The 24,810-nt window shown below is 61.9% G+C and carries 31 protein-coding genes; 22 read left to right on the forward strand and 9 right to left on the reverse strand.

What is annotated here, in order from left to right:
• Positions 1 to 7: 7 nt before the first annotated feature.
• The 5 genes from APH36_RS08955 (at position 8) to APH36_RS08975 (ending at position 2,097) form a co-directional block, all read left to right on the forward strand.
• Positions 8 to 487 (forward strand): single-stranded DNA-binding protein, encoded by a 480-nt coding sequence (locus APH36_RS08955; protein WP_060498339.1) that lies wholly within the window; start codon positions 8 to 10, stop codon positions 485 to 487.
• 17 nt (positions 488 to 504) lie between these two features.
• Positions 505 to 969: a hypothetical protein gene (locus tag APH36_RS08960; RefSeq protein WP_060498340.1), complete on the forward strand. Its 465-nt coding sequence runs from the start codon at positions 505 to 507 to the stop codon at positions 967 to 969.
• Positions 970 to 971: 2 nt separating this feature from the next.
• Positions 972 to 1,160 carry a hypothetical protein gene (locus APH36_RS08965; protein WP_060498341.1) on the forward strand — a complete coding sequence of 63 codons (189 nt, stop codon included), beginning with the start codon at positions 972 to 974 and terminating at the stop codon, positions 1,158 to 1,160.
• Positions 1,161 to 1,241: 81 nt separating this feature from the next.
• Positions 1,242 to 1,607 carry a hypothetical protein gene (locus APH36_RS08970; protein ID WP_060498342.1) on the forward strand — a complete coding sequence of 122 codons (366 nt, stop codon included), beginning with the start codon at positions 1,242 to 1,244 and terminating at the stop codon, positions 1,605 to 1,607.
• Positions 1,582 to 2,097, forward strand: a complete 516-nt coding sequence (locus tag APH36_RS08975; protein WP_060498343.1) for a hypothetical protein — start codon at positions 1,582 to 1,584, stop codon at positions 2,095 to 2,097. Before APH36_RS08970 ends, APH36_RS08975 begins: the two co-directional genes overlap by 26 nt.
• Here APH36_RS08975 and APH36_RS08980 read toward each other — a convergent pair whose 3' ends face one another.
• The gene (locus tag APH36_RS08980) at positions 2,098 to 2,412 is read right to left on the reverse strand and encodes a hypothetical protein (RefSeq protein WP_060498344.1); all 315 of its coding nucleotides are present in this window, start codon (positions 2,410 to 2,412) and stop codon (positions 2,098 to 2,100) included.
• A 129-nt stretch (positions 2,413 to 2,541) separates the two neighbouring features.
• Between APH36_RS08980 and APH36_RS08985 the strand changes: the two genes are divergently transcribed.
• From APH36_RS08985 to APH36_RS09005, 4 genes are all read left to right on the forward strand, one after another.
• Entirely contained in the window at positions 2,542 to 3,141 is a 600-nt protein-coding gene (locus APH36_RS08985; protein ID WP_060498345.1) for an AP2 domain-containing protein, read from the forward strand.
• 345 nt (positions 3,142 to 3,486) lie between these two features.
• Complete coding sequence (locus APH36_RS08995) at positions 3,487 to 4,641, forward strand: site-specific DNA-methyltransferase (RefSeq protein WP_060498347.1); 1,155 nt, start codon at positions 3,487 to 3,489, stop codon at positions 4,639 to 4,641.
• 15 nt (positions 4,642 to 4,656) lie between these two features.
• The gene (locus APH36_RS31590; RefSeq protein ID WP_060498348.1) at positions 4,657 to 5,307 is read left to right on the forward strand and encodes a hypothetical protein; all 651 of its coding nucleotides are present in this window, start codon (positions 4,657 to 4,659) and stop codon (positions 5,305 to 5,307) included.
• On the forward strand, positions 5,304 to 5,528 hold the full coding sequence (locus tag APH36_RS09005) for a hypothetical protein (protein ID WP_060498349.1): 225 nt from the start codon (positions 5,304 to 5,306) through the stop codon (positions 5,526 to 5,528). The genes APH36_RS31590 and APH36_RS09005 overlap by 4 nt, the downstream gene beginning before the upstream one ends.
• A gap of 48 nt (positions 5,529 to 5,576) precedes the next feature.
• On the opposite strand, the gene APH36_RS32610 is transcribed toward APH36_RS09005, so the two are convergent.
• Complete coding sequence (locus APH36_RS32610) at positions 5,577 to 5,876, reverse strand: hypothetical protein (protein WP_060498350.1); 300 nt, start codon at positions 5,874 to 5,876, stop codon at positions 5,577 to 5,579.
• 200 nt (positions 5,877 to 6,076) lie between these two features.
• On the opposite strand from APH36_RS32610, the gene APH36_RS09015 reads away from it, so the two are divergent.
• The 9 genes from APH36_RS09015 to queD all read left to right on the forward strand — a co-directional run bounded on the left by APH36_RS09015 (position 6,077) and on the right by queD (position 9,419).
• Positions 6,077 to 6,430, forward strand: a complete 354-nt coding sequence (locus tag APH36_RS09015; RefSeq protein WP_060498413.1) for a hypothetical protein — start codon at positions 6,077 to 6,079, stop codon at positions 6,428 to 6,430.
• Complete coding sequence (locus APH36_RS09020; protein WP_060498412.1) at positions 6,430 to 6,708, forward strand: hypothetical protein; 279 nt, start codon at positions 6,430 to 6,432, stop codon at positions 6,706 to 6,708. Before APH36_RS09015 ends, APH36_RS09020 begins: the two co-directional genes overlap by 1 nt.
• The gene (locus APH36_RS09025) at positions 6,705 to 7,262 is read left to right on the forward strand and encodes a hypothetical protein (RefSeq protein WP_060498351.1); all 558 of its coding nucleotides are present in this window, start codon (positions 6,705 to 6,707) and stop codon (positions 7,260 to 7,262) included. The genes APH36_RS09020 and APH36_RS09025 overlap by 4 nt, the downstream gene beginning before the upstream one ends.
• The gene (locus APH36_RS09030) at positions 7,259 to 7,447 is read left to right on the forward strand and encodes a hypothetical protein (RefSeq protein WP_060498352.1); all 189 of its coding nucleotides are present in this window, start codon (positions 7,259 to 7,261) and stop codon (positions 7,445 to 7,447) included. The genes APH36_RS09025 and APH36_RS09030 overlap by 4 nt, the downstream gene beginning before the upstream one ends.
• A 180-nt stretch (positions 7,448 to 7,627) precedes the next feature.
• Positions 7,628 to 7,810: a hypothetical protein gene (locus APH36_RS09035; protein ID WP_060498353.1), complete on the forward strand. Its 183-nt coding sequence runs from the start codon at positions 7,628 to 7,630 to the stop codon at positions 7,808 to 7,810.
• A gap of 24 nt (positions 7,811 to 7,834) precedes the next feature.
• A complete protein-coding gene (locus tag APH36_RS09040) occupies positions 7,835 to 8,572 on the forward strand; it encodes a metallophosphoesterase (RefSeq protein WP_060498354.1) in 738 nt (245 codons plus the stop codon).
• 15 nt (positions 8,573 to 8,587) lie between these two features.
• Positions 8,588 to 8,764, forward strand: coding sequence for a hypothetical protein (locus APH36_RS32070; protein ID WP_177337093.1), 177 nt, complete (start codon positions 8,588 to 8,590; stop codon positions 8,762 to 8,764).
• Between the two features lie 22 nt (positions 8,765 to 8,786).
• Positions 8,787 to 8,999 carry an AlpA family transcriptional regulator gene (locus APH36_RS09045; RefSeq protein WP_054572450.1) on the forward strand — a complete coding sequence of 71 codons (213 nt, stop codon included), beginning with the start codon at positions 8,787 to 8,789 and terminating at the stop codon, positions 8,997 to 8,999.
• Positions 9,000 to 9,062: 63 nt separating this feature from the next.
• Positions 9,063 to 9,419: a 6-carboxytetrahydropterin synthase QueD gene (queD, locus tag APH36_RS09050; RefSeq protein WP_060498355.1), complete on the forward strand. Its 357-nt coding sequence runs from the start codon at positions 9,063 to 9,065 to the stop codon at positions 9,417 to 9,419.
• A gap of 128 nt (positions 9,420 to 9,547) precedes the next feature.
• Here the strand turns inward: queD and APH36_RS09055 are convergent, their stop codons facing one another.
• Positions 9,548 to 10,027: a DUF1289 domain-containing protein gene (locus APH36_RS09055; protein WP_177337094.1), complete on the reverse strand. Its 480-nt coding sequence runs from the start codon at positions 10,025 to 10,027 to the stop codon at positions 9,548 to 9,550.
• 406 nt (positions 10,028 to 10,433) lie between these two features.
• Between APH36_RS09055 and acnB the strand changes: the two genes are divergently transcribed.
• Complete coding sequence (acnB, locus tag APH36_RS09060; RefSeq protein WP_060498357.1) at positions 10,434 to 13,043, forward strand: bifunctional aconitate hydratase 2/2-methylisocitrate dehydratase; 2,610 nt, start codon at positions 10,434 to 10,436, stop codon at positions 13,041 to 13,043.
• 73 nt (positions 13,044 to 13,116) lie between these two features.
• Here the strand turns inward: acnB and prpD are convergent, their stop codons facing one another.
• The 6 genes from prpD to APH36_RS09090 all read right to left on the reverse strand — a co-directional run bounded on the left by prpD (position 13,117) and on the right by APH36_RS09090 (position 21,406).
• Positions 13,117 to 14,601, reverse strand: a complete 1,485-nt coding sequence (gene prpD, locus APH36_RS09065; RefSeq protein ID WP_060498358.1) for a 2-methylcitrate dehydratase — start codon at positions 14,599 to 14,601, stop codon at positions 13,117 to 13,119.
• Positions 14,602 to 14,664: 63 nt separating this feature from the next.
• Entirely contained in the window at positions 14,665 to 15,855 is a 1,191-nt protein-coding gene (gene prpF, locus APH36_RS09070) for a 2-methylaconitate cis-trans isomerase PrpF (protein WP_060498359.1), read from the reverse strand.
• A gap of 13 nt (positions 15,856 to 15,868) precedes the next feature.
• Positions 15,869 to 18,457 carry a Fe/S-dependent 2-methylisocitrate dehydratase AcnD gene (gene acnD / locus APH36_RS09075; protein ID WP_060498360.1) on the reverse strand — a complete coding sequence of 863 codons (2,589 nt, stop codon included), beginning with the start codon at positions 18,455 to 18,457 and terminating at the stop codon, positions 15,869 to 15,871.
• Between the two features lie 159 nt (positions 18,458 to 18,616).
• A complete protein-coding gene (gene prpC / locus APH36_RS09080) occupies positions 18,617 to 19,744 on the reverse strand; it encodes a 2-methylcitrate synthase (RefSeq protein ID WP_060498361.1) in 1,128 nt (375 codons plus the stop codon).
• A 58-nt stretch (positions 19,745 to 19,802) separates the two neighbouring features.
• On the reverse strand, positions 19,803 to 20,693 hold the full coding sequence (gene prpB, locus APH36_RS09085; protein WP_016714743.1) for a methylisocitrate lyase: 891 nt from the start codon (positions 20,691 to 20,693) through the stop codon (positions 19,803 to 19,805).
• Entirely contained in the window at positions 20,690 to 21,406 is a 717-nt protein-coding gene (locus APH36_RS09090; protein WP_016714744.1) for a GntR family transcriptional regulator, read from the reverse strand. Before APH36_RS09090 ends, prpB begins: the two co-directional genes overlap by 4 nt.
• A gap of 305 nt (positions 21,407 to 21,711) precedes the next feature.
• Between APH36_RS09090 and APH36_RS09095 the strand changes: the two genes are divergently transcribed.
• From APH36_RS09095 to APH36_RS09105, 3 genes are read left to right on the forward strand one after another with little or no spacing between them, the layout of a single operon-like run.
• On the forward strand, positions 21,712 to 22,248 hold the full coding sequence (locus APH36_RS09095; protein WP_060498362.1) for an ATP-dependent zinc protease: 537 nt from the start codon (positions 21,712 to 21,714) through the stop codon (positions 22,246 to 22,248).
• Between the two features lie 5 nt (positions 22,249 to 22,253).
• Positions 22,254 to 23,789, forward strand: coding sequence for an inactive transglutaminase family protein (locus APH36_RS09100; protein ID WP_016714745.1), 1,536 nt, complete (start codon positions 22,254 to 22,256; stop codon positions 23,787 to 23,789).
• Positions 23,789 to 24,769 carry an alpha-L-glutamate ligase-like protein gene (locus APH36_RS09105; protein ID WP_060498363.1) on the forward strand — a complete coding sequence of 327 codons (981 nt, stop codon included), beginning with the start codon at positions 23,789 to 23,791 and terminating at the stop codon, positions 24,767 to 24,769. The genes APH36_RS09100 and APH36_RS09105 overlap by 1 nt, the downstream gene beginning before the upstream one ends.
• Positions 24,770 to 24,810 lie beyond the last annotated feature (41 nt).

Below are 24,810 nucleotides of genomic sequence, written 5' to 3' on the forward strand. Positions count from 1 at the left end.
AGACAACATGGCCCGCGGAGTAAACAAAGTCATCCTGGTCGGCACCTGCGGCCAGGACCCCGAGGTCCGCTACTTGCCCAATGGCAACGCGGTCACCAACCTGAGCCTTGCCACCAGCGAGGCCTGGACAGACAAGCAGACCGGGCAGAAGGTCGAGAAGACCGAATGGCACCGGGTGGTGCTGTTTGGCAAGGTCGCCGAAATCGCTGGCGAGTATCTGCGCAAGGGTTCCCAGTGCTACATCGAGGGCAAGCTCAAGACCCGCGAATGGGAAAAGGACGGCATCAAGCGGTACAGCACTGAGGTGCACGTCGACATCAACGGCACTATGCAGCTGCTGGGCGGTCGGCCGGACAGCCAGGGCGGCGGGCAGCAGCAACAGCGCCAGCCTCAACAGCAACGGCAGCAACAGCGCCGGGATCCTCGGCAGAGCAACCAGCCGCAGCCAGATCCAGACGATAGCTTCGATTCCGATATCCCCTTCTAACTCCAATCGGAGGCGCCATGAAGCACTGCAACCAGTGCGGCGCTCAGAAAGCGGTCAGCGATTTCTATCCTAGGCGCGCAGTCTGCAAAGACTGCGTAAAGGCCAAGGTGCGCTTGAACTATGCGCAGAATCGCGAGCATTACCGTGAGTACGAGCGCAGCCGTCTTCAAAACCCTAAGCGGGCGGACGCTCGTGCTCGTTACGCAGCAAGCGATTCTGGCCGTAAACGATCGAACGCGGCAAAGCTTGCCTACATCGAGCGCAACCGGGCTAAGCGCGATGCTCATTTGCAGGTAGAAAACGCAGTGAAGCGTGGCGACCTATGGAAATCACCATGCTGCATGGCGCCCGACTGCTTCAGTACCACCAACATCCAAGGACATCACGCCCAATACGAAGACCCTTTGTCAGTGGTCTGGCTTTGCGCGAGGTGCCACGCACAACTGCATCGCGAGTACCGCCTGATGCAAGGAGCAGCATAAACATGCCACTCACCGCCACCGCCGACCTCCTCCAGCGCCGGAAGGAACTGGAGCAGCACCTGCAGTTGCTGTTCAACCGCAGCTGCCAATGGGGCCGCACCGAACGTGTGCGCGGCGCCGCCACCATCGAGAACCTGACCCAGCAACTGGTCGAGGTCACCGAGCAGATCGAAACGGCGCGCGCGGCATGAGGCGGATCAACAACCTGGTCCGCCAGCGCAGGCGGCAAGAACATTTCCACCTGCCGCCCAGCGGCCTCACGGAGCACCGAAATGCAGAAAGCCCCCTCTGGAGTCGTAACCCTGCCGGCCTGGATGAATCGGCCGGTCAAGAAGCTATACAACACCCGCAGCGGCGGCCAGTACCGTGCGGATGAAGTGGCTCTGGCCTTCGCGCTGAGCCTGCGCTTCCACGACAGCGCCGACCATCTGCGCAGGCTGGCCCGGCGCCTAGTGGACAAGGTCTGCCTTGAGCACCAGCCGAACATGAAGCGCCTGGCCCGCGAGCCGGACGACGCCAAGGTGTTCGACGCGGCTCTCAAGATCATCAATCGGGTGTGTGACCTGCTGGAGTACGCCCCGGGCACCCGCTTTGTGCGCAATGGAGGCGATGATGGCTCTGACGCAGCAGCAGCGTGACGAGAAGCGCAGGGCCAAGGCCGAGCGCCTAAAGGAAGAAGACCTGCGCTTGAAGGTTCGACCAGGGACTAAACAGGCCCTGCTGGAACTGATGGAGTGGGCCGGGATCGAGGAACAGGGCGAGGCGATGACGCTGATGATTCATCACATCGAAGCGCTCGGGCATCACGCGCTGTTCAGGATCGCGCGCCACGAAATCGATGCTCACCGATCTGTGGCGCGGACTGAGCCACTTCGGTTGTCAGCCAGGAAGCGAACCGGACAGCACCTGCGCGCCATCTGCGGCTGGGCAGACGCCACCTGCAGCCAGATGATTGAGGCGCTGATCCACGGCATCCATGCGCTGGGCAGGCTGCACGCGGCGAAGTTTCTCACCCCGCCGCGGCATGAGATCAGCATATCGCCACGCTTGGCACTGGCCTTCGACCGGAAGAGCATGCTGATGATTCAGCAAGACCCGGGCGACGAGGTAATCAGGCCTGTTTTTTGATCACAGTCCTTTGTTGAGAATTGACTTGGCAAATTCTGCATGCGCAGCCTTCTGCATTTCCAACCAATTATCGAAGTCTGTGTTTTCCGATATGAAGGCGTCCCATTCAGCGTCAGGGATCGCGGCGAAATCTTCAGCGGAATCGACTTTGAATCCGGAGGCTGCGAACAGCGCGCCAAGATCTTCAAAATTGCTGTGGGCAGCTATGAAAGTCGGATTCATCAAATCCACAAGCTTCACCTGCTTAGTGGCTTGCAGCTCCTTTGCATTTTTCATCAGTTTGTCTAAACCGCTTCGGTTGATTTTGACCGACATACCTGACTCCGCTCTGTAGCCGGCCCCAATGCCGGTCACCCGTAATACCCCATCCCAAACCAAATTGCCACCATGCCGCATCCGGCCCCTCGGAGGCATGACGCTGCCAACACAAATCAGGAGAGTGCGATGAGCAAAGCCCTGAATCTGGTTTATGGCGTCGGAGCAAACGACGCCGACTATCAGGTCTGCCTTACCGAAACGGTAGGCGGACGCCGGCGATCTGTATGGACCTGCCCGTTCTACAAGACATGGACCGGAATGCTGGAGCGCTGCTATAGCGAGAAGTTTCAGAACAGAAACCCCACCTATCACGACTGCTCGGCATCCAGCGATTGGCTCATCTTTTCGTCCTTCAGGGCCTGGATGTCCGCACAAGACTATGAAGGCAAGCACCTGGACAAAGATCTGCTTTTTCCAGGCAACAAGGTGTATTCACTGGATACTTGCGCGTTTATCCCGCCCGACCTGAACAGATTCATGGTCGATAGCCGGGCGATACGTGGAGACCTGCCAATCGGAGTTTCCTGGCACAAGGCGCGGCAGAGGTTCGTGGCTCAGTGCAGGAACCCTTTCACTGGTCGTCACGAATTTCTCGGCTATCACGCCAGCGCCTCCGAAGCGCACCAGTCATGGCGAGAGCACAAGCACCGGATTGCAATTGCCTACGCCGAAATGCAGTCGGACCCTCGTATCGCCGCCGCATTACGTACTCGATACGCCGCCTGACCCTCAGGCGCTGCCCGCCAGAGCCTTAACACTTTCCGCCGAGGACAGGTGGCAACGCTGTGAAGAACCAGTAGATCCCAGTTCCTAACACCAGGGTCCACCGGCTTTCTGGGTTGAGAAACATCCCGGCCACGCCAAGTGCGATCAGCGCAACGCCAGCCCACCGTCTGCGCTTCGGGTTAAACCATAGCTGGAACGCTCGAAGCCTTTCGCGCAACCCCATTACCGCTCTCCCTGTTTGGTAAGCGGCGAAGCATATCACTCCGCGCTGCCCGCCAGCGCCTTCCCCTATTCAACGATAACGCCTCCCCGGCGAGGGCGGCGCCTACACGCATGGAGCAAGCCATGACCCAGCAGCACCGAATACTGGTCGGCGACTGCATCGAAATGATGCGGACGCTGCCAGATCAGTCCGCGCACACCTGCATCACCAGCCCACCCTACTTCGGTCTGCGAGACTATGGCGTCGACGGCCAGATCGGCCTGGAGGCCTCCCCGCGCGAATTCATCGAAAATCTGGTGCAGGTGTTCCGCGAGGTGCGCCGTGTGCTGCGCGACGATGGAACGCTGTGGGTGAACATGGGCGACAGCTACGCCGGCAGCTGGGGCGCACACGGCCGCGACGATATGGGCCTGGGCGTTTCATCGCTCAGTGCCCGCCAGGTTGCTGCCAGCGCACGCAAGGCGAAGAAGCCAAATCATGGCGGATTCAAGCCGAAGGACCTGATGGGCATGCCATGGCGCCTGGCCTTTGCGCTGCAGGATGACGGCTGGTATCTCCGGCAGGACATCATCTGGCACAAGCCGAATCCGATGCCTGAAAGCGTGCGTGATCGGTGCACCAAGGCCCACGAATATCTGTTCCTACTGAGCAAGGGGCCGAAGTACTTCTTCGATCAGGAAGCGATCAGGGAGCCGGCCAACCTGACGGGCAAGGGCTCGGCGAACACCTTTCGTGGCGGCGCCTACTGCCAAGGCTCGACATTCGACAACTCAGCCGGCGGCAACCGAACGGTTTCCGGAAACACGGTACCGCGAAACAACGGCGTGGGCTGGGGTCACGGCAGCAAACCAAAGCCTCGGACGGTGGGAAGCAAGCGCAACAGCTTCGCCCGCGAGACGAAGTACTCCGACGGCGACCACGGCCAGACCGGCCAACACCGCGCAGATCGTGAAGACATCGACTACGACACCACCCGCAATAAGCGGAGCGTATGGTCAGTGGCCACCAACGGGTTCAAAGGCGCTCACTTCGCCACGTTCCCGCCCGAGCTGATCCGTCCGTGCATCCTTGCCAGCGCCCCGCGCGGCGGGCTGGTGCTGGACCCCTTCGGTGGTGCCGGCACCACGTCGCTGGTCGCTATGCAGGAAGGCCGGCAGTCGGTGATCTGCGAGCTGAATCCTGAATACGCCGCCCTCGCCCGCCAGCGTCTGGACACAGCCTGGATTGAAGGCGCCGCACAGATGGACTTCCTGCTGGATCAATCGCCAGCCGCTTAATCACGGAGTATCCCCATGCCCACAGAAAACCGATCCAGAAACACCGAACTTGCAGTCCAGCACCCACAAGGGCGCCGTGAGCGATTCCAGAAATGGGTTCTCAGCACCAAGCATCCTGTGCTCGGCTACCTGGACGGCACCTGGCTCGCCCGTGGCGACGACCGCGAAGGCTATGCAGATAAGTACGTCCAGGGCCTCTGGGTAGCATTCAAACAATTCGACCAGCCAGCCCCGCAGCCCCACCCCGAACCTATAGCCTGGATGGTTGGTACTGCCTTCTGGTGGACCAAAGAAGAGGCAGAGCGGGATGCGGCGGCGACTGGGCTGCCGATGATTCCAGTTGGGCCGACTGTCGATACCGCCGAGGTTGAGCGGCTGCGGGAAGAAAACGCAGAGCTCGTCGCACTAGTCGAGCAACAAGGATTGCTACTTAGCGAAACTGCAATCGCACTCAGGGGGCCAGAGCCACCGAAGACCCGCTACAGTCACGCCGACATTCCATCACGTGTAAAGGCGGCAGTTCAGCATATAGCCGAGCGGGATGCGCTGCTGCGCGACTTCCTTGAGGTTGCAACTGGCGGCTTCTCGGATAGCGATCATGTTCTGCGCGTGCGGCGACACCTTGAGACCTTCCTTTCCGCCAGCGCAGAGCCGGAGGCAACGTGAAGACGCACTTCGCACCATTCACCGACCTGGAAGACATTGAGCAGGCGCCCTGCGGTACCTGGCTGGGCGAGACCAGCGAGGTATCAGGCGACTGGGCCAAAGTCGATTGCCTGCTCTGCAAGAGGCGCCGAGAAAGGTTCAACGCAGCCGCAGCAGAAGAAGAACGCTTCATCGTCGACCAGATGGGCGACATGGCGGCCTTCATGCGCGCGCAAGGCTAGACCGCTACGGAGCACATCTGTACTCCACCCCGTTGCAGCCAATCTCCCCTATCCCGAGCAGGCGACCTTGTCGAATTTTGGGAGAGTGTCTGTAGCAATTCGGCGAGCTCGCCCTACTCCCCAGGCCAAAGCCCTTGTCATGGATTCACCGGGCCGGGAATCAAACGCCTCTTCGTGAAGGGCCATGCCACTCTCGGCATACACCCCAATGAACATCTGCGTGTTACCCGTTCGCGACAGGCGCACCTGAACATCAATGTGCGTTCCATCGCTGAGGGTTTCGTCGTGAGCACGGTGGTGAAGCGTTGGATCAGCCCACCCCCAGAAAACTTCACCGCGAATCCTCATGTCGGCCTCCTACGACTTTCGTCTAATCAGCTTGTGTCAACCCACCTTAGCCCCGGTTGTCTCGACCGCAAAAACAATGTTCTGAAAAGCGCGCTGAATCGGACAACCGGCCGAATTTCTTGTACGAAAACATAATCTTGTACAACTCACTGCCGCGATATGGCGGCCAAGGAATCGTCATGCCCAAGAAAAGGGTGGCCATGAAAGCCCGCATCGAAAAGAAGCTCAGCAAGCGCCTGGTCGAGTTGTTGCCCTCGGTGTACCGCAAGGCCTGGCGTGATCAGGAGCCGACGGAGCTGGCGTATGACCAGGGCTCCTGTGTGCGACACGTTCTGAGCGTGGGCGGCGGCGTGGACTATTGGGGCGAAGGACAGGACGCCTACACCGTCTGGGAGGACTGGCAGATGAACTGGTGCTGGCACGGGCCATTCGAGACCTACCCAAACGGCCATCGCTTTGAGGGATACCCCAACATTGATGGATTCCGGCCCACCACAATCAACCTGCTGAAGCTGGCTGCCCAATGCGAGCGGACCAGTAAGGAGTGGCCATGATGACCCGCCTCGCCCTCTGCCTCCTGCTGCTGGCCACCGGCGCCAGCGCGGAGCAGCTCACGCCGAGCATAGATGTGCTCCACGACGACAAGCGATCAGTTACCTGCTGGAAATATGCCGCAGGCAACGCTGGCGGACTCAGCTGCATACCTGACTGGATGTTGCGTGGCCCGAACCAGGCCGGCAACGAGCGCCAGCTCTCCCCGCATGAAACCCAACCCGAACCTACACCCGCTCTGGCGCCTGAGCGCTGGATTGATAAGAGGTATCAGCTGTGAGCAAGATCGACTGGAGCAAAGCGCCAGAATGGGCAGACGGCCATGGCCTAGTCGCCCATCACGGCATCACCGAGGCGTGGATCAACATGGACCAGTACGCTGTGGTCGGCGCCGAGGATCGCGCTTATCCATATGGCGGTGGCGCGGGCGAGACGCGGCACAACTTCACCCGGGGCCAGGTGCAGTACATCACGCCGCGGCCGGCGCGCTGGGATGGCGAAGGCCTGCCGCCAATTGGCCAGAAGATCGAAATGAAGAACAAACGCTCCACAGAAGATTGGGCTCGGCCTGGATTTCAGGAAGTGACCATCACCGCCATGGGCGCACAGCTGTTTCTGGTCACCTACCGCGATGGCGGCGAAGAAAACTGCGGCCATCTCAGCGAGTACGATTTCCGGCCGCTCAGCTCTCCTGAACAAAGGGCGGCGGAAGAACGCCAGCGCGCTGCGCGACAAATGTGCCTGGATGCCGGTCATGAATCCCCAACACCCGGGCAGATCAATATGGGGCTGAGGCTCTACGACGCCGGCTACCGCAAGCAGGTGGAGCAATGATCGAGCAATTCACCCTGTACGAACTGGAGGCCGCTCTGAAAGGCCGCGCCATTCCCGGCGATCTTCGATGCGGCGAAACCATCGCACAATACCTACACCGCGAGATCCAGCGCTTGGCCACAGAGCGGGACAATCTTCGCCAAGAGCGCGACGGCCTGCTCGAAGCCGGCGCCCACCTACTGTAACCCCTCCCTCTACTACTCAAGCCCGCCGACATGCGCGGGCGTACAGGTATTTATATGAGCTCACTAAATCTATTGCCCTGGAAAATTGAAGCCCATCAGGGATTTCTATCAGAGCCTACGACGTTTCAAGTTAAGGACAGTGCTGGCAACTCGGTCTCCGACTTTTACCTATCGAAAGAAATGGCAAATTTCATCTGTTGTGCGCCGCTGCTACTGGCCGACCTGATCGATGCCGCCGCCCAGCTGCGCAAGTACGAGACCCTTCACCGCGCCAAGGGCACCGAGGACAGCCTGGCCAAGGCCGAGGTCAACGCCGAACTGGCCGCGCGCTTCGAGCAGACCATCGCCAAGGCTACGGCCTGACCTCAATTCCCTGTAGGAGCTGACATGCTCGAAACCATCGAGGTGGTGCGCATCAAGCGCTTCGCCGCAAACACTGCTGGCCGCGATTTCGCGGTCGGCGACATTCACGGGCACTTCACACGGCTGCAGGCCGCGCTGGACGCAGCCGGCTTCAACCCAGTAGTTGACCGGCTGTTCAGCGTGGGCGACCTGGTAGACCGTGGACCGGAGTGCCGCGACGTGCTCAGTTGGCTGGCCAAGCCATGGTTCCACACAGTGCGCGGCAACCACGACGACTACGTCTGCCGGTTCGATACCTGCGACGTGGACAACTGGGTATACAACGGTGGCTCTTGGTTCGCTGGGCTGCCATGGGATGAACAGCGAGAGTTCGCCGCCCAGTTCCGCGAATTGCCAATCGCCATCGAAGTGGAGACACCTGGCGGCCTGGTCGGTGTCGTGCACGCTGACTGCCCATTCCCGTCCTGGGGCCAGTTGCGGACCGCACTGGAATCTCCAGAAACAGCCAAGCAACTGCGCCTGACACAGAACACCTGCATGTGGTCGCGCAGCCGCATTGAGCTTCGCGATAACGAACCGATTGATGGAGTTCGCGCCGTAGTGGTTGGCCATACGCCCCTTCCCAGTCCGGCATCGCTAGGAAACGTGATCTACATCGACACCATTGGGTGGAGACCTCAGGACGGCGGGTACTTCACCCTGCTCGACCTTGCCAGCCTCGAAACAATCCCGCCAACGCCCGAGAAGCTCAGCTGGGACTGAGCCAGGAGACCATCCATGAACCTGATCGACTGCTACGTCACGAAGATCCTCGGCGAGCCGTACCGCAAGTTCGGCCACTGGTGGGTAGAGGCCGAGTACGAATCGGAAGGCCGCCCCGGCAAAACCCAGCTCATGTTCCGCACCGAGGAAGCCGCCCGGGCGGCCAAGGTCGGGCACCACTTCACGGCCTGACCCTTCTATAAAGGAGACACCCATGCGACCCGCAGAAAACATCGACCGCTTCCTGCGCCTCGACGAGGTGCTGCACGTGACCGGCATTGGCCGGAACACCGTCTATCGCAGAATCCGTGAAGGCACCTTCCCAAAACAGGTTAAGATAGGCCCCAATTCGGTTGCCTGGCGCCAGTCGGATATCACCCAGTGGATGACCTCTTTCGACCCCAGCGACGACCAATCAGTACATTGAGCAGTACATTGAAACACCAATTTCCGCTCAAGCCCTTATCCCACCAGCTATACAGGTCCACCAGTGGAAATCTTCAAGGAATTTACATTCGAATCGGCTCACCGCCTGCCCCACGTCCCTGAAGGGCACAAATGCGGCCGCCTGCATGGCCATTCGTTCAAGGTCGGCCTGCACCTGACCGGCCCGCTGGACCCGCACACCGGCTGGATTCGCGACTTCGCCGAGGTCAAGGCGATCTTCAAGCCAATCTATGACAAGCTGGACCACAACTACCTGAACGACATCCCGGGCCTGGAAAACCCCACCAGTGAAGTGATCGCCAAGTGGATCTGGGAGCAGGTCAAACCGCTGATGCCAGAGCTGTCGAAGGTGCGCATCCACGAAACCTGCACCAGCGGGTGTGAATACACCGGCGACTGATTCGGTCGCTTCACTGGCCTCTTCGCGGGCAAGCCCGCTCCCACAGGTACATCACGCCATCAAGAGCAGTGGTAATGCTGTCGGAGCCGGCTTGCCCGCGAAGAGGCCAGCAGCTTTATCAAATAGTTTCAGCCTTGCCCCGACTGCAAGGCATCACGCAGGAAACTTGGCGCGATGTAGCGCTGGTAATGCGCTTCTGAAAGCAGGAAGAATTCGCGGTCGATGGCATCGCGCAATTGCGGCAGTTCCCAGTCACGGAACTCTGGCAGCAAGACCATGCCATAGGCCTCAAGGTCCCGGATCATCCGCGCCCCACGGGCAATCAACTGGTACGCCCAGCAATACGCCGACTGCTGCTCGACAAAGCGGATGGAGCGCTGTTCCAGCTGCTGGCGCAGCAAGCCTTTGTCGAACACCTCCAGCTTGGCCATCATCACCTGCACCAGCAACTGCTCAAGGCGCAGCCATACCGCGCGCTTCTGCGCGTCGTCGTAGCCGTTCCAGTTGATCACTTCGTGGTGGAAGCGCTTGCAGCCACGGCACACCGTGTCTCCGTACACCGTGGAGCACAGGCCGACACAAGGGGTCTTGATGGACTTGTTGGACATGAAAAACAACAGCTTGGCGGTGGAACACGGCCCCATGTTAGCCCTTTGTCTAACCAGGGTCACTCGTTAAAGTCATCTTCTGCGCCTTACCTTCAGGCTTTTTTTGCCGTAGAATCATCCCGCCTTTTCAAAGGCAACAATGTCCGTTGGAAGCTGTTTTCAAAGCGTCACGAGCACAGTTAATCCGGTAGAACGGCGTTGGCCCGGGCCATGCACCCCTCGCATGCCCGCGCCAGCCCTCATCAGCTCCCCGTTCTGCAGGCGTAAAACTTTGAAAGCAGCTTCTGTAAGGATTCTTTGCGACCCTGGCTGGGCGGCCCACAAAGCCGTAGCAGCGCATGGGTGCATGGAATGCTGGATGAGCGTCCCGGACCCCCTTTAGGGACCACTGATGAGGGAAATAACTGTGCTTGAAGCCTACCGCAAACACATCGAAGAGCGTGCCGCCCTGGGTATCGTGCCCCAGCCGCTGAACGCCGAACAAACTGCAGGCCTGGTCGAGCTGCTGAAAAACCCGCCGGCCGGCGAAGAAGCCTTCCTCGTAGACCTGATCACCAACCGCGTACCGCCAGGGGTCGACGAAGCTGCCTACGTCAAGGCTGCTTTCCTCTCCGCCGTCGCCAAGGGCGAAGCCAAGTCGCCACTGATCGACCGCAAGCACGCCACCGAACTGCTGGGCACCATGCAGGGCGGCTACAACATCGAAACGCTGGTCGCACTGCTGGATGACGCCGAACTGGGCGCCGTCGCGGCCGAACAGCTCAAGCACACCCTGCTGATGTTCGATGCCTTCCACGACGTGGCCGAAAAAGCCAAGGCGGGCAACGTCCACGCCAAGGCCGTGCTGGAGTCCTGGGCTGCCGGCGAGTGGTTCACCTCGCGCCCGGCCATCGCCGACAAGTACACCCTGACCGTGTTCAAGGTGCCTGGCGAGACCAACACCGACGACCTGTCCCCTGCCCCGGACGCCTGGTCGCGCCCTGACATCCCGCTGCACGCCCTGGCCATGCTGAAAATGGCCCGTGACGGCATCGAGCCCTCGCAGCCAGGTTCGGTCGGCCCGCTGGCCCAGATCGAAGCCGTCAAGGCCAAAGGCTTCCCGGTTGCCTACGTCGGTGACGTGGTCGGTACCGGTTCGTCGCGTAAATCCGCCACCAACTCGGTGCTGTGGTTCTTCGGTGACGACATCCCGTACGTGCCGAACAAGCGCGCCGGCGGCTTCTGCTTCGGCACCAAGATCGCCCCGATCTTCTACAACACCATGGAAGACGCCGGCGCCCTGCCGATCGAATTCGACTGCACCAACCTGGCCATGGGCGACGTCATCGACGTGTACCCGTTCAAAGGTGAAGTGCGCCGCCACGGCAGCGACGAGCTGGTTACCGAGTTCGCGCTGAAAACCGAAGTATTGCTGGATGAAGTCCGCGCTGGCGGCCGCATCCCGCTGATCGTCGGCCGTGGCCTGACCGAAAAAGCCCGCGCCGAGCTGGGCCAGGGCCCATCGGACCTGTTCAAGAAGCCAGAGCAGCCTGCCGACACCGGCAAGGGCTTCACCCTGGCGCAGAAGATGGTCGGCCGTGCCTGTGGCCTGCCAGAAGGCCAGGGCGTGCGCCCGGGTGCCTACTGCGAGCCTAAGATGACCACCGTCGGCTCCCAGGACACCACTGGTCCGATGACCCGTGACGAGCTGAAAGACCTTGCTTGCCTGGGCTTCTCCGCTGACCTGGTCATGCAGTCGTTCTGCCACACCGCGGCCTATCCGAAGCCGATCGACGTCACCACCCACCACACCCTGCCAGACTTCATCCGCACCCGTGGCGGCGTGTCGCTGCGCCCGGGCGACGGCATCATCCACAGCTGGCTGAACCGCATGCTGATGCCTGACACCGTGGGTACCGGTGGCGACTCGCACACCCGCTTCCCGATCGGCATCTCGTTCCCGGCCGGTTCCGGCCTGGTAGCCTTCGCCGCTGCCACCGGCGTCATGCCGCTGGACATGCCAGAGTCGATCCTGGTGCGCTTCAAGGGCAAACTGCAACCTGGCATCACCCTGCGTGACCTGGTGCATGCGATCCCTTACTACGCCATCCAGCAAGGCCTGCTGACCGTCGAGAAGAAAGGCAAGAAAAACGCCTTCTCCGGCCGCATCCTGGAAATCGAAGGCCTGGACGAACTGACCGTCGAGCAAGCCTTCGAGCTGTCCGACGCCTCGGCTGAGCGTTCTGCTGCCGGTTGCACCATCAAACTGCCAGAGAAGGCCATCGCCGAGTACCTGCAGTCCAACATCACCCTGCTGCGCTGGATGATCGGCGAAGGCTACGGCGATGCCCGCACCCTGGAGCGCCGCGCCCAGGCCATGGAAGCCTGGCTGGCCAAGCCTGAGCTGCTGTCGGCCGACGCCGATGCCGAATACGCCGAAATCATCGAAATCGACCTGGCCGACGTCAAAGAGCCTGTGCTCTGCGCGCCGAACGACCCGGACGATGCCCGCCTGCTGTCTTCGGTACAGGGCGAGAAGATCGACGAAGTGTTCATCGGCTCGTGCATGACCAACATCGGTCACTTCCGCGCTGCCGGCAAGCTGCTGGAAAAGGTCAAGGGCGGTATTCCGACCCGTCTGTGGCTGGCCCCGCCAACCAAGATGGACGCCCACCAGCTGACCGAAGAAGGCTACTACGGCATCTACGGCAAGGCCGGTGCGCGCATGGAAATGCCAGGCTGCTCGCTGTGCATGGGTAACCAGGCACGTGTTCAGACCGGTTCGACCGTGGTCTCCACCTCGACCCGTAACTTCCCGAACCGTCTGGGCGACGCCACCAACGTGTACCTGGCATCGGCCGAGCTGGCTGCTGTCGCTTCGATCATCGGCAAGCTGCCGACCGTCGAAGAGTACATGCAGTACGCGAAAGACATCGACAGCATGGCTGCCGACGTTTACCGCTACCTGAGCTTCGACCAGATCGCCGAGTTCCGCGAAGCGGCAGCCAACGCCAAGATCCCGGTGGTTCAGGCGTAAGCTGAGTTACACGCTGTAAAAGAAAGCCCCGGCAGCGATGCCGGGGCTTTTTCATTTGCCTGCTCACACCCGCTCAGATCACGAACAAATCCACAAAGCGGTGCACCGCCATCGCTTCCAGCATTTGCTGGTCCTTGCACACTTCCAGCACCTCCCCACACCGCTGCCGCGCAAACCGCGTTGCCAGGTTGGCCCTGAACTTGGCCTCCAGCAGGGGTATGCCCTCCCCTCGCCGCCGCCGGTGCCCGATCGGGTATTCCACCACCACCTGCTCGGTACTGCTGCCATCCTTGAAGAACACCTGCAGCGCATTGGCGATCGAGCGCTTGTCCGGCTCGAGGTACTCGCGGCTGAAGCGCGGGTCTTCCACCACTTCCATCTTCTCGCGCAGGCGGTCGATGCTGGGGTGGTTGGCATGGAAGGTGTCTTCATAGTGCTCCGCCACCAGATGCCCGAAGATCAACGGCACTGCCACCATGTACTGCAAACAGTGGTCACGGTCAGCGGCATTGGCCAGCGGGCCGCTCTTGGAAATGATGCGGATTGCCGACTCCTGGGTGGTGATGACGATGCGGTCGATTTCATGCAGGCGGTTACGCACCCGTGGGTGCAGGGTGACCGCCGCTTCGCAGGCAGTCTGGGCGTGAAATTCGGCAGGGAAGCTGACCTTGAACAGCACATTTTCCATCACGTAGCTGCCCAGGGCCTGAGGCAGACGCAGTTCGTACTGCCCGGCGGGCTTGAGCGCCAGGTCCTTGTTGGTATGGCTGAACGATACGTCGTAGAAGCCCCACTGTGGGGCCGTGAGCACACCCGGTACGCCCATCTCACCGCGCAGGGCGATATCGGCCAGGCGCACGCCACGGCTGGACGCATCACCCGCCGCCCAGGACTTGCGTGAGCCGGCATTGGGCGCATGCCGATAGGTGCGCAGGGCCTGGCCATCGACGAAGGCATGGGACAACGCCGAGAGCATCTGTTCGCGGTTGGCGCCCATCAACCTGGCGCACACGGCAGTCGAGGCCACTTTCACCAAAATGACATGATCGAGACCGACACGGTTGAACGAGTTTTCCAGTGCCAGCACACCCTGGATCTCATGGGCCATGACCATGGCTTCGAGCACATCACGCATCAGCAGCGGTTTTTCACCAGCGGCCACACGCTTCTGCGACAGGTGATCGGCAACGGCCAGGATACCGCCCAGGTTGTCCGAGGGGTGAGCCCATTCGGCTGCCAGCCAGGTGTCGTTGTAATCCAGCCAGCGCACGGTGCAGCCAATGTCCCAGGCCGCCTTGACCGGGTCGAGCCGGTAGGCGGTACCGGGGACGCGGGCACCATTGGGCACCAACGTGCCTTCAACCTGAGGACCGAGCAGTTTGGTACATTCGGGAAAGCGCAGGGCCAGCAGGCCGCAGCCCAAGGTGTCCATCAGGCAGTTGCGTGCGGTGTCGAGGGCTTCGGCGGAATCGACCCGGTAGCCGAGGGCGTAGTCGGCCAGGGTTTGCAGCACTCGGTCGTAGTCCGGGCGGTCGTTCAGGTCAACGTTGGCGCTCATATGCAGCTCCTGTGAAAGGGGGCTGCTGTGCAGCCCCTCTTGAAGCCGAGCGCCATTGGTGCGTTAGAAGCTATCGCCAGGCACGCGAACCCAGCCCTCCATCAGCACGCGAGCACTGCGGCTCATGATTGCCTTGGTCACTGTCCACTCACCATTCACCTGACGCGCCTCGGCCCCGACCCGCAAGGTGCCCGAGGGGTGGCCGAAACGCACGGCGCTACGCTCCCCCCCGCCAGCCGCGAGGTTGACCAGCGTGCCCGGAATGGCCGCCGCAGTGCCAATCGCCACCGCAGCCGTCCCCATCATCGCATGGTGCAGCTTACCCATGGACAAGGCGCGCACCAGCAGGTCGATATCACCCGCTTGCACCGCCTTGCCACTGGACGCAGTGTAGGTGCTCGGCGGCGCAACGAACGCCACTTTTGGTGTGTGCTGACGTCCGGCTGCCTGGTCGACGTTTTCAATAAGGCCCATGCGCACGGCACCGTAAGCGCGAATGGTCTCGAAGCGCAGCAGCGCCTGAGGGTCCCCGTTGATGGCATCCTGCAGTTCAGCACCGGTGTAACCGATATCGGCCGCATTGACAAAGATGGTAGGAATGCCGGCGTTGATCAGGGTGGCCTTGAACGTGCCTACGCCCGGCACCTCCAGCTCATCGACCAGGTTACCGGTCGGGAACATCGAACCGCCGTCACCGTCTTCGTCGGCTGCCGGGTCGAGAAACTCCAGCTGCACCTCGGCCGCCGGGAAGGTCACCCCGTCCAGCTCGAAATCGCCGGTTTCCTGCACTTCACCTTCGGTGATCGGCACATGGGCGATGATGGTCTTGCCGATGTTGGCCTGCCAGATGCGCACCGTGGCGATACCGTTGCGTGGAATGCGCGCCGCGCTCACCAGGCCACTGCTGATGGCGAACGAACCGACCGCCGCAGACAGGTTGCCGCAGTTGCCGCTCCAGTCGACAAACGCCTTGTCGATACTGACCTGGCCGAACAGGTAGTCCACATCATGCCCGGGCTTGATGCTTCGCGACAGGATCACGGTCTTGCTGGTGCTGGAGGTGGCACCGCCCATGCCGTCGATCTGCTTGCCGTAAGGGTCGGGGCTACCGATTACCCGCAACAGCAGCGCATCGCGGGCCGGCCCCGGGATTTGCGCCTGCTCGGGCAGGTCTTGCAGGCGGAAGAACACACCCTTGCTGGTGCCGCCACGGATGTAGGTGGCGGGGATTTTTACTTGCGGTACATGTGCCATGTTCAAGTCCTGTTCAAGCGGTTGCTTCGAGGAAGTCCTGGGCAAAACGCTGCAGCACGCCACCCGCCTCGTAGATCGACACTTCCTCGGCGGTATCCAGGCGGCAGGTCACCGGCACTTCCAGGCGCTCACCATTGCTGCGGGTAACCATCAGGGTCAGAGTCGCCCGCGGCGTACGCGCGCCCAGCACGTCATACGTCTCGCTACCGTCCAGGCCCAGGGTCTTGCGGTCGGTGCCCGGCTTGAACTCCAGCGGCAGCACGCCCATGCCCACCAGGTTGGTACGGTGAATGCGCTCGAAGCCTTCGGCCACGATCGCCTCGACACCCGCCAACCGCACGCCCTTGGCCGCCCAGTCACGGGACGAACCCTGGCCGTAATCGGCGCCGGCCACGATGATCAGCGGCTGCTTGCGCTGCATGTAGGTTTCGATGGCTTCCCACATGCGGGTGACCTTGCCTTCCGGCTCGATACGCGCCAGCGAACCCTGCCTTACGCTGCCGTCTTCCTTGCGCACCATTTCGTTGAACAGCTTGGGGTTGGCGAAGGTGGCACGCTGGGCGGTCAGGTGGTCGCCACGGTGGGTGGCGTAGGAGTTGAAGTCTTCTTCCGGCAAGCCCATTTTCGCCAGGTACTCGCCAGCGGCACTGTCGAGCATGATGGCGTTGGACGGCGACAGGTGGTCGGTGGTGATGTTGTCCGGCAACACCGCCAGCGGGCGCATGCCGCGCAGGGTGCGCTCACCGGCCAGGGCACCTTCCCAATAGGGCGGGCGGCGGATGTAGGTGCTCATCGGGCGCCAGTCGTACAGCGGCGCCACCTTCGGTCCACGGTCTTCCTCGATGGCGAACATCGGGATGTACACCTTGCGGAACTGCTCTGGCTTGACCGCAGCACGCACCACGGCGTCGATCTCTTCATCGCTCGGCCAGATATCCTTGAGGCGGATTTCCTTGCCATCGACCACACCCAGCACATCCTTCTCGATATCGAAGCGGATGGTGCCGGCAATGGCATAGGCCACCACCAGTGGCGGGGACGCCAGGAAGGCCTGCTTGGCATACGGGTGGATACGCCCGTCGAAGTTACGGTTACCCGACAGCACGGCGGTGGCGTACAGGTCGCGGTCGATGATTTCTTGCTGGATTACCGGGTCCAGGGCGCCGGACATGCCGTTGCAGGTGGTGCAGGCAAAGGCGACGATACCAAAGCCCAGTTGCTCCAGCTCCTTCTCCAGCCCCGCCTCTTCCAGGTACAGCTGCACGGCCTTGGAGCCCGGTGCCAGCGACGACTTGACCCAGGGTTTGCGGGCCAGGCCCAGCTTGTTGGCATTGCGCGCCAGCAGGCCTGCGGCAATCACGTTGCGCGGGTTGCTGGTGTTGGTGCAGCTGGTGATGGCGGCGATGATCACCGCGCCGTCAGGCATTTGCCCCGGTACTTCTTCCCAACTGCCGGCGATGCCTTTGGCCGCCAGGTCGCTGGTGGCCACGCGTGCGTGTGGGTTGGACGGCCCGGCCATGTTGCGCACCACGCTCGACAGGTCGAAGCTCAGGGTGCGCTCGTAGACGGCGGCGCCCAGGCTGTCGGCCCACAGGCCGGCGGCCTTGGCGTAGGTCTCGACCAGCTTGACCTGCTGCTCTTCGCGACCGGTCAGGCGCAGGTAATCGATGGTCTGCTGGTCAATGGCGAACATGGCTGCAGTGGCGCCGTATTCCGGGGCCATGTTGGAGATGGTGGCGCGGTCGCCCAAGGTCAGGGCACGGGCACCCTCGCCATGGAACTCCAGGTACGCGCCAACGACTTTCTGCTTGCGCAGGAACTCGGTCAGGGCCAGCACCAGGTCGGTGGCGGTGATGTTCGGTGCCAGCTTGCCGGTCAGTTCGACGCCGACAATTTCCGGCAGGCGCATCCACGAGGCACGGCCCAGCATCACGTTCTCGGCTTCCAGCCCGCCGACGCCTATGGCGATTACGCCCAGGGCGTCGACATGGGGCGTGTGGCTGTCGGTGCCGACGCAGGTGTCCGGGTAGGCCACGCCACGGTCGTTGTGGATGACTGGCGACATCTTCTCCAGGTTGATCTGGTGCATGATGCCGTTGCCCGGCTGGATCACGTCGACGTTCTTGAACGCTTTCTTGGTCCAGTTGATGAAGTGGAAGCGGTCTTCGTTGCGGCGGTCTTCGATGGCGCGGTTCTTTTCGAACGCCTGCGGGTCGAAGCCACCGCACTCGACGGCCAGCGAGTGGTCGACGATCAGCTGCACCGGCACCACCGGGTTGACCGCGGCCGGGTCACCGCCTTTGTCGGCAATGGCATCACGCAGGCCGGCGAGGTCGACTAGCGCGGTCTGGCCGAGGATGTCGTGGCACACCACGCGGGCCGGGAACCAAGGGAAGTCGAGGTCGCGCTTGCGCTCGATCAGTTGGCTCAGCGAGGCATCGAGGGTGGCCGGATCGCAGCGGCGCACCAGGTTTTCGGCGAGCACGCGGGAGGTGTATGGCAGGCCGTCGTAGGCGCCGGGCTTGATCGCCTCGACCGCCGCACGGGCATCGAAGTAGTCCAGGTCGGTGCCTGGCAGGTTTTTGCGGTATGCAGTATTCATTGTTCAGGCTCGGTCAAGGATTCGGAAAGCTCCGCCGCACCCTTGTAGGAGCGGGCTTGCCCGCGCATGCGTCAGCAGGTGCTCCGCTGTTGCCCGGTCGGGCGCATTCGCGGGCAAGCCCGCTCCCACAGGGGAAACGGGTTGCCTCTCTATTTCTGTTCAGCGCTGTTCGATCGGCACGAACTGGCGCTGCTCGACGCCGACATATTCGGCACTCGGGCGGATGATGCGGTTGTTGGCGCGCTGCTCGAAGACATGCGCCGCCCAGCCGGTCAGGCGCGAGCAGACGAAGATCGGGGTGAACAGCTTGGTCGGAATGCCCATGAAGTGGTACGCCGAAGCATGGTAGAAATCGGCATTGGGGAACAGGCGTTTCTGCTCCCACATGGTCTTGTCGATGGCTTCGGAAACCGGGTACAGCACCTTGTCACCCACTTCGTCGGCCAACTGCTTCGACCAGCCCTTGATCACCTCGTTGCGCGGGTCGGACTCTTTGTAGATCGCGTGGCCAAAGCCCATGATCTTGTCCTTGCGCTCCAGCATGCGCAGCAGCTCGGCGGTGGCGTCCTGCGGGCTCTGGAAACGCTCGATCAGCTCCATGGCCGCCTCATTGGCACCGCCGTGCAGCGGGCCGCGCAGCGAGCCGATGGCAGCGGTGACGCAGGAGTACAGGTCGGACAGGGTCGAGGCACAGACGCGGGCAGTGAAGGTCGAGGCGTTGAACTCGTGCTCGGCGTAGAGGATCAGCGACACGTTCATCACCTTGACGTGCAGCGCGCTCGGCTTCTTGCCATGCAGCAGGTGCAGGAAGTGGCCACCGAGGGTGTCTTCGTCGCTGGTGCAATCGATGCGCACACCCTCATGGGTGAAGCGGTACCAGTAGCACATCACGGCCGGGAACAGTGCCAGCAAGCGGTCAGTCTTGTCGCGCTGGGCCTCGAAGGTGAGCTCGGGCTCCAGGGTGCCCAGCACGGAGCAACCCGTGCGCATCACGTCCATCGGGTGAGCGTCACGCGGGATGCGCTCCAGCACTTCCTTCAGTGCTTGCGGCAGGTCACGCAGGCCCTTGAGCTTGCGCTTGTAATCCGCCAGCTCGGCCTGGGTTGGCAGCTCGCCGTACAGCAGCAGGTAGGCGACTTCTTCGAATTCGGCACCGGCCGCCAGGTCACGCACGTCATAACCACGGTAGGTCAGCCCGGCACCGGCCTGGCCCACGGTCGACAGTGCGGTCTGGCCAGCCACTTGGCCGCGCAGGCCTGCACCACTGAGTACTTTTGCTTCGGCCACGGTGATTCTCCTTTCTTGAATTTGTTATGGATGCTTTCTGGCTAATTCGGGGTGTTGCTCAGCCCTTCTTCTGGGCAAACAGCGCATCGAGGCTCTGCTCGAAGGCGTGGTAACCAATGGCATCGTAGAGCTCCATGCGGGTCTGCATGGTGTCGATCACGTTTTTCTGCGTGCCGTCGCGGCGCAGCGCGGTGTACACATTCTCGGCTGCCTTGTTCATGGCACGGAACGCCGACAGCGGGTACAGCACCAGCGACACGTCAACCGAGGCCAGCTCTTCGGTGGTGTACAGCGGCGTGGCGCCGAACTCGGTGATGTTGGCCAGGATCGGTGCCTTCACCCGGTCAGCGAACGTCTTGTACATCTGCAGTTCGGTGATGGCTTCCGGGAAGATCATGTCGGCGCCCGCTTCGATACAGGCCTCGGCACGGTCCAGGGCCGCGTTCAGGCCTTCGACGGCCAGGGCATCGGTACGCGCCATGATCACGAAGCTGTCATCAGTGCGGGCATCGACGGCGGCCTTGATGCGGTCGACCATTTCCTGCTGGCTGACGATTTCCTTGTTCGGGCGGTGACCACAGCGCTTGGCGCCCACTTGGTCCTCGATATGGATGGCGGCAGCACCGAACTTGCTCATCGAACGCACGGTGCGGGCAACGTTGAAGGCCGAGGCACCGAAGCCGGTGTCGACATCCACCAGCAACGGCAGGTCGCACACGTCGGTGATACGGCGCACGTCAGTGAGCACGTCGTCCAGGCCACTGATGCCCAGGTCCGGCAGGCCCAGGGAGCCGGCGGCCACGCCGCCACCGGACAGGTAGATGGCCTTGAAGCCGGCGCGCTTGGCCAGCAGGGCATGGTTGGCGTTGATGGTGCCAACCACCTGCAGCGGGTGCTCAGCGGCAACGGCATCGCGGAAACGCTGACCGGGGGTGCTCTTCACAGTCATTTCTCACCTCGTGGGCTGTTGTTGTGGGCGTCCAGGTAGTGACGCTCGATATTGCGCTTGGACGCGCCGATGTGGCGGCGCATCAGGAGTTCGGCCAGTTCGCCGTCACGGTCGGCGATGGCATCGAGAATGCGGTGGTGCTCGGAAAACGCCTGGCGTGGGCGGTTGGGCGTGGCCGAGAACTGGATGCGGTACATGCGCACCAGCTGGTACAGCTCGCCACACAGCATCTTGACCAGGGTCTGGTTGCCGCTGCCCTGGATAATCCGGTAATGGAAGTCGTAGTCGCCTTCCTGCTGGTAATAACCCAGGCCGGCCTGGAACGCGGCATCGCGCTCGTGGGTGTCGAGCACCCGGCGCAGCTCGTCGATGTCTGCCTGGCTCATGCGCTCGGCGGCCAGCCGGCAGGCCATGCCTTCGAGCGATTCACGGATTTCATACAGCTCGATCAGCTCGGCGTGGTTGAGTGACACAACCCGCGCCCCCACATGCGGCACGCGCACCAGCAGGCGCTGGCCTTCAAGGCGGTGAATGGCCTCGCGCAGCGGCCCGCGGCTGATGCCATAGGTGCGCGCCAGCTCCGGCTCGGAGATCTTGCTGCCAGGGGCGATTTCACCTTTGACGATGGCCGCCTGGATGCGCCGGAAGACGTTTTCGGAAAGGGTTTCCGTTTCGTCTGCCTGCACCGGGCTGGGGGTGGAAAGGTCCTGCATATTGTCGACACCTTGAAAAACTCTTCGCCAGAAATTAACGAACAGAGCCCTCCAAGTCAAAGACAAAATGAATATTGTCGACAATCGTCTAAGAACGAACTATCACCCTCTCGATGCTGTCAGATCGCGCACCGCTGGCGTCAAGACGTCGGCGTGATAGAATGCCGCGCCTCCGATGGGGTATGGATAGCCTGTCTGTCATCCATTCATGCTTGTTGACAGATAAACGAGGAAGCTTGCGCAGTCGTTGCCAGTCGCCTTGCCCTTAACATAGCCCGAACCTTGCACCGCACCGCGCCAGGATTATGAGACTTACACCCGTTTTATTGCTGCTATACCTCACCCTGCTACCGGCCCTTGGCCAGGCGGCGGGCAAGACCGTGTATGGTCTCAACGAATACGCCCGCCTGGGCGACCTGGACCTGGAAGTGGCCGCCAAGCTCGACACCGGTGCCAAGACCGCATCGCTCAGCGCCCGCGACATCAAGCGTTTCAAGCGCAACGGCGAAAGCTGGGTGCGCTTCTACCTGGCCATCGATGCGGCGCACTCGCATCCGATCGAGCGCCCGCTGGCACGCGTGAGCAAGATCAAGCGCCGGGCCGGCGACTATGATGCCGAATCGGGCAAGGCCTATACCGCCCGCCCGGTCATCGAACTCGAAATCTGCCTGGGCCAGGCCATGCGCACCATCGAAGTCAACCTCACCGACCGCAGCGCGTTCCAGTTCCCGCTGCTGATCGGCTCCGAGGCGCTCAAGCACTTCGACGCGCTGGTCGACCCAAGCCTTAAATATGCGGCCGGCAAACCTGCCTGTGCCACCGACGCTCCCAAAGCAGAGTAATCCCGATGCGCTCTCTTACCCTCCATCTGAAAGTCCTGATCACCGTCCTGGTGCTACTGGGCGTGGCGGTCACGGCTTATCAGATCTTCTTCCTCGGCATCCCGGTGACCGAGGATGAAACCGACGACCTGTGGAACATCGACGCCAAGGTCGAGTTCGTGGCCAGCACCAAGGACCCGGTCAAGGTGCAGATGTTCGTGCCACCGCTGAACCGCGACTACGTCAGCCTTAACGAGAGCTTCATCTCCAACAACTACGGGGTCAGCGTCAACCGCGCCGACGGCAACCGCAAGGTTACCTGGTCGGCCCGCCGCGCCAGCGGCAACCAGACCCTGTACTACCGCCTGGTGCTGACCAAGCGCTACAGCAACGAGAAGACCACCGTCAAAGGCCCGACCTTCCGTGACAGCCTGGCGATCGAAGGCCCCGAGAAGATTGCCGCCGAAGCCCTGATGGCGCCGATTCGCCAGCACTCCGCCGACGTCGAGACCTTCGTCAGCGAGACCATCAAGCGGGTCAACAACCTCAACGACGACAACGTCAAGCTGCTGCTGGCCGGCGACACCTCGCCAATGAAAAAGGCCCAGATCATCGACCTGCTGCTGTCGATCGCCCATGTGCCGATGGAGAAGGTGCACACCATCCGCCTGGTGGCCGATACCCCGCAAACCCCTGAGCTGTGGCTGCGCAGCTTCAACGGTAACGACTGGCTGTACTTCAACCCGGACACCGGCGAGCAGGGCCTGCCCAGCGACCGCCTGCTGTGGTGGACCGGTGACGACAACCTGATTACCGTCGATGGCGGCAAGAAGGCCAACGTCACCTTCAGCATGAACAACAGCGAGATGAACGCCATCCGCCTGGCCAAGCTGACCGACGAGAACACCGACGCCGACTTCCTCGAATACTCGCTGTACGGCTTGCCGCTGCAAACCCAGCAAACCTTCATGATCATGGTGATGATCCCGATCGGCGTGCTGGTGATCCTGGTATTGCGCAACCTGATCGGCCTGCAGACCCTGGGCACCTTCACCCCGGTGCTGATCGCCCTGGCCTTCCGCGAGACCCAGCTGGGCTTCGGCATCGTGCTGTTCACGGTCATCACGGCCTTGGGCCTGTCACTGCGCTCGTACCTGGAACACCTCAAGCTGCAGATGCTGCCGCGCCTGTCGGTGGTACTCACCTTTGTCGTGGTGCTGATCGCCGCCATCAGCCTGTTCAGCCACAAACTGGGCCTGGAGCGCGGGCTGTCGGTGGCATTGTTCCCGATGGTGATCCTGACCATGACCATCGAACGCCTGTCCATTACCTGGGAAGAACGTGGCGGTGGCCATGCCATGAAAGTGGCTATCGGCACCCTGTTCGCCGCGTCGCTTGCGCACCTGCTGATGATGGTGCCGGAACTGGTGTACTTCGTGTTTACCTTCCCTGCCGTGTTGTTGATCCTGGTGGGCTTCATGCTGGCGATGGGCCGCTACCGCGGCTACCGCCTCACCGAGCTCGTGCGCTTCAAGGCATTCCTGAAGAAGGCTGACGCCTGATGTTTGGCCTGATCAAGACGTGGAAAGCCCTGGAGGCCCGGGGCATCATGGGTATCAACCGGCGCAACGCGGACTACGTGTTGAAGTACAACAAGCGCCACCTGTACCCGATCGTCGACGACAAGATCATCACCAAGGAGCGTGCCCTGGCGGCCGGCATCCATGTGCCGGAAATGTACGGCATCATCGAGACCGAAAAAGAGATTGAAAAGCTCGACCAGATCATTGGCGGGCGCAGCGACTTCGTCATCAAGCCGGCGCAGGGTGCCGGCGGTGATGGCATCCTGGTCATCGCTGACCGCTTCGAGGACCGCTACCGCACCGTGTCGGGGAGGATCATCAGCCATGAGGAAATCGAGCACCAGATTTCGAGCATCCTCACCGGCCTGTACTCGCTGGGCGGCCACCGCGACCGCGCACTGATCGAATACCGGGTCACCCCCGACCAGATCTTCAAGAGCATCAGCTACGAAGGCGTGCCGGACATCCGCATCATCGTGCTGATGGGCTACCCGGTCATGGCCATGCTGCGCCTGCCGACCCGCCAGTCCGGCGGCAAGGCCAACCTGCACCAGGGCGCCATCGGCGTGGGTGTCGACCTAGCCACCGGCGTGACCCTGCGCGGTACCTGGCTGAACAACATCATCAGCAAGCACCCGGACACCACCAATGCGGTGGACGGCGTGCAACTGCCGAACTGGGACGGCTTCATGAAGCTGGCGGCCGGCTGCTATGAGCTGTGCGGCCTGGGCTACATTGGCGTGGACATGGTGCTGGACCAGGACAAAGGCCCGCTGATTCTGGAACTTAACGCCCGCCCGGGCCTGAACATCCAGATTGCCAACGACTGCGGCCTGACCCAGCGCACCCATGCCATCGAAGCGCACATCGAAGCACTGGCGAAGGACGGCATTACCGAAGATGCCGAACAGCGCGTTCGTGTAGCGCAGGGGTTGTTCGGGCACGTGCCTAACCGCTGAAATCTTGGGACCGCTGTGCGGTCCCTGCATAAAACACAATG

Origin of the sequence: Pseudomonas sp. NBRC 111133 (assembly GCF_001320605.1) — a bacterium.
GTDB classification, from domain to species: Bacteria; Pseudomonadota; Gammaproteobacteria; order Pseudomonadales; family Pseudomonadaceae; genus Aquipseudomonas; species Aquipseudomonas monteilii.

What these genes read in the sequence shown, in the direction of transcription:
- APH36_RS08955 (WP_060498339.1), top strand. Translation starts at nt 8, where the DNA reads ATGGCCCGCGGAGTAAACAAAGTCATCCTGGTCGGCACCTGCGGCCAG.
- APH36_RS08960 (WP_060498340.1), top strand. Translation starts at nt 505, where the DNA reads ATGAAGCACTGCAACCAGTGCGGCGCTCAGAAAGCGGTCAGCGATTTC.
- APH36_RS08965 (WP_060498341.1), top strand. Translation starts at nt 972, where the DNA reads ATGCCACTCACCGCCACCGCCGACCTCCTCCAGCGCCGGAAGGAACTG.
- APH36_RS08970 (WP_060498342.1), top strand. Translation starts at nt 1,242, where the DNA reads ATGCAGAAAGCCCCCTCTGGAGTCGTAACCCTGCCGGCCTGGATGAAT.
- APH36_RS08975 (WP_060498343.1), top strand. Translation starts at nt 1,582, where the DNA reads ATGGCTCTGACGCAGCAGCAGCGTGACGAGAAGCGCAGGGCCAAGGCC.
- APH36_RS08980 (WP_060498344.1), bottom strand. Translation starts at nt 2,412, where the DNA reads ATGTCGGTCAAAATCAACCGAAGCGGTTTAGACAAACTGATGAAAAAT.
- APH36_RS08985 (WP_060498345.1), top strand. Translation starts at nt 2,542, where the DNA reads ATGAGCAAAGCCCTGAATCTGGTTTATGGCGTCGGAGCAAACGACGCC.
- APH36_RS08995 (WP_060498347.1), top strand. Translation starts at nt 3,487, where the DNA reads ATGACCCAGCAGCACCGAATACTGGTCGGCGACTGCATCGAAATGATG.
- APH36_RS31590 (WP_060498348.1), top strand. Translation starts at nt 4,657, where the DNA reads ATGCCCACAGAAAACCGATCCAGAAACACCGAACTTGCAGTCCAGCAC.
- APH36_RS32610 (WP_060498350.1), bottom strand. Translation starts at nt 5,876, where the DNA reads ATGAGGATTCGCGGTGAAGTTTTCTGGGGGTGGGCTGATCCAACGCTT.
- APH36_RS09015 (WP_060498413.1), top strand. Translation starts at nt 6,077, where the DNA reads ATGAAAGCCCGCATCGAAAAGAAGCTCAGCAAGCGCCTGGTCGAGTTG.
- APH36_RS09020 (WP_060498412.1), top strand. Translation starts at nt 6,430, where the DNA reads ATGACCCGCCTCGCCCTCTGCCTCCTGCTGCTGGCCACCGGCGCCAGC.
- APH36_RS09030 (WP_060498352.1), top strand. Translation starts at nt 7,259, where the DNA reads ATGATCGAGCAATTCACCCTGTACGAACTGGAGGCCGCTCTGAAAGGC.
- APH36_RS09035 (WP_060498353.1), top strand. Translation starts at nt 7,628, where the DNA reads ATGGCAAATTTCATCTGTTGTGCGCCGCTGCTACTGGCCGACCTGATC.
- APH36_RS09040 (WP_060498354.1), top strand. Translation starts at nt 7,835, where the DNA reads ATGCTCGAAACCATCGAGGTGGTGCGCATCAAGCGCTTCGCCGCAAAC.
- APH36_RS32070 (WP_177337093.1), top strand. Translation starts at nt 8,588, where the DNA reads ATGAACCTGATCGACTGCTACGTCACGAAGATCCTCGGCGAGCCGTAC.
- APH36_RS09045 (WP_054572450.1), top strand. Translation starts at nt 8,787, where the DNA reads ATGCGACCCGCAGAAAACATCGACCGCTTCCTGCGCCTCGACGAGGTG.
- APH36_RS09055 (WP_177337094.1), bottom strand. Translation starts at nt 10,027, where the DNA reads ATGTCCAACAAGTCCATCAAGACCCCTTGTGTCGGCCTGTGCTCCACG.
- prpD (WP_060498358.1), bottom strand. Translation starts at nt 14,601, where the DNA reads ATGAGCGCCAACGTTGACCTGAACGACCGCCCGGACTACGACCGAGTG.
- prpF (WP_060498359.1), bottom strand. Translation starts at nt 15,855, where the DNA reads ATGGCACATGTACCGCAAGTAAAAATCCCCGCCACCTACATCCGTGGC.
- acnD (WP_060498360.1), bottom strand. Translation starts at nt 18,457, where the DNA reads ATGAATACTGCATACCGCAAAAACCTGCCAGGCACCGACCTGGACTAC.
- prpB (WP_016714743.1), bottom strand. Translation starts at nt 20,693, where the DNA reads ATGACTGTGAAGAGCACCCCCGGTCAGCGTTTCCGCGATGCCGTTGCC.
- APH36_RS09090 (WP_016714744.1), bottom strand. Translation starts at nt 21,406, where the DNA reads ATGCAGGACCTTTCCACCCCCAGCCCGGTGCAGGCAGACGAAACGGAA.
- APH36_RS09095 (WP_060498362.1), top strand. Translation starts at nt 21,712, where the DNA reads ATGAGACTTACACCCGTTTTATTGCTGCTATACCTCACCCTGCTACCG.
- APH36_RS09100 (WP_016714745.1), top strand. Translation starts at nt 22,254, where the DNA reads ATGCGCTCTCTTACCCTCCATCTGAAAGTCCTGATCACCGTCCTGGTG.
- APH36_RS09105 (WP_060498363.1), top strand. Translation starts at nt 23,789, where the DNA reads ATGTTTGGCCTGATCAAGACGTGGAAAGCCCTGGAGGCCCGGGGCATC.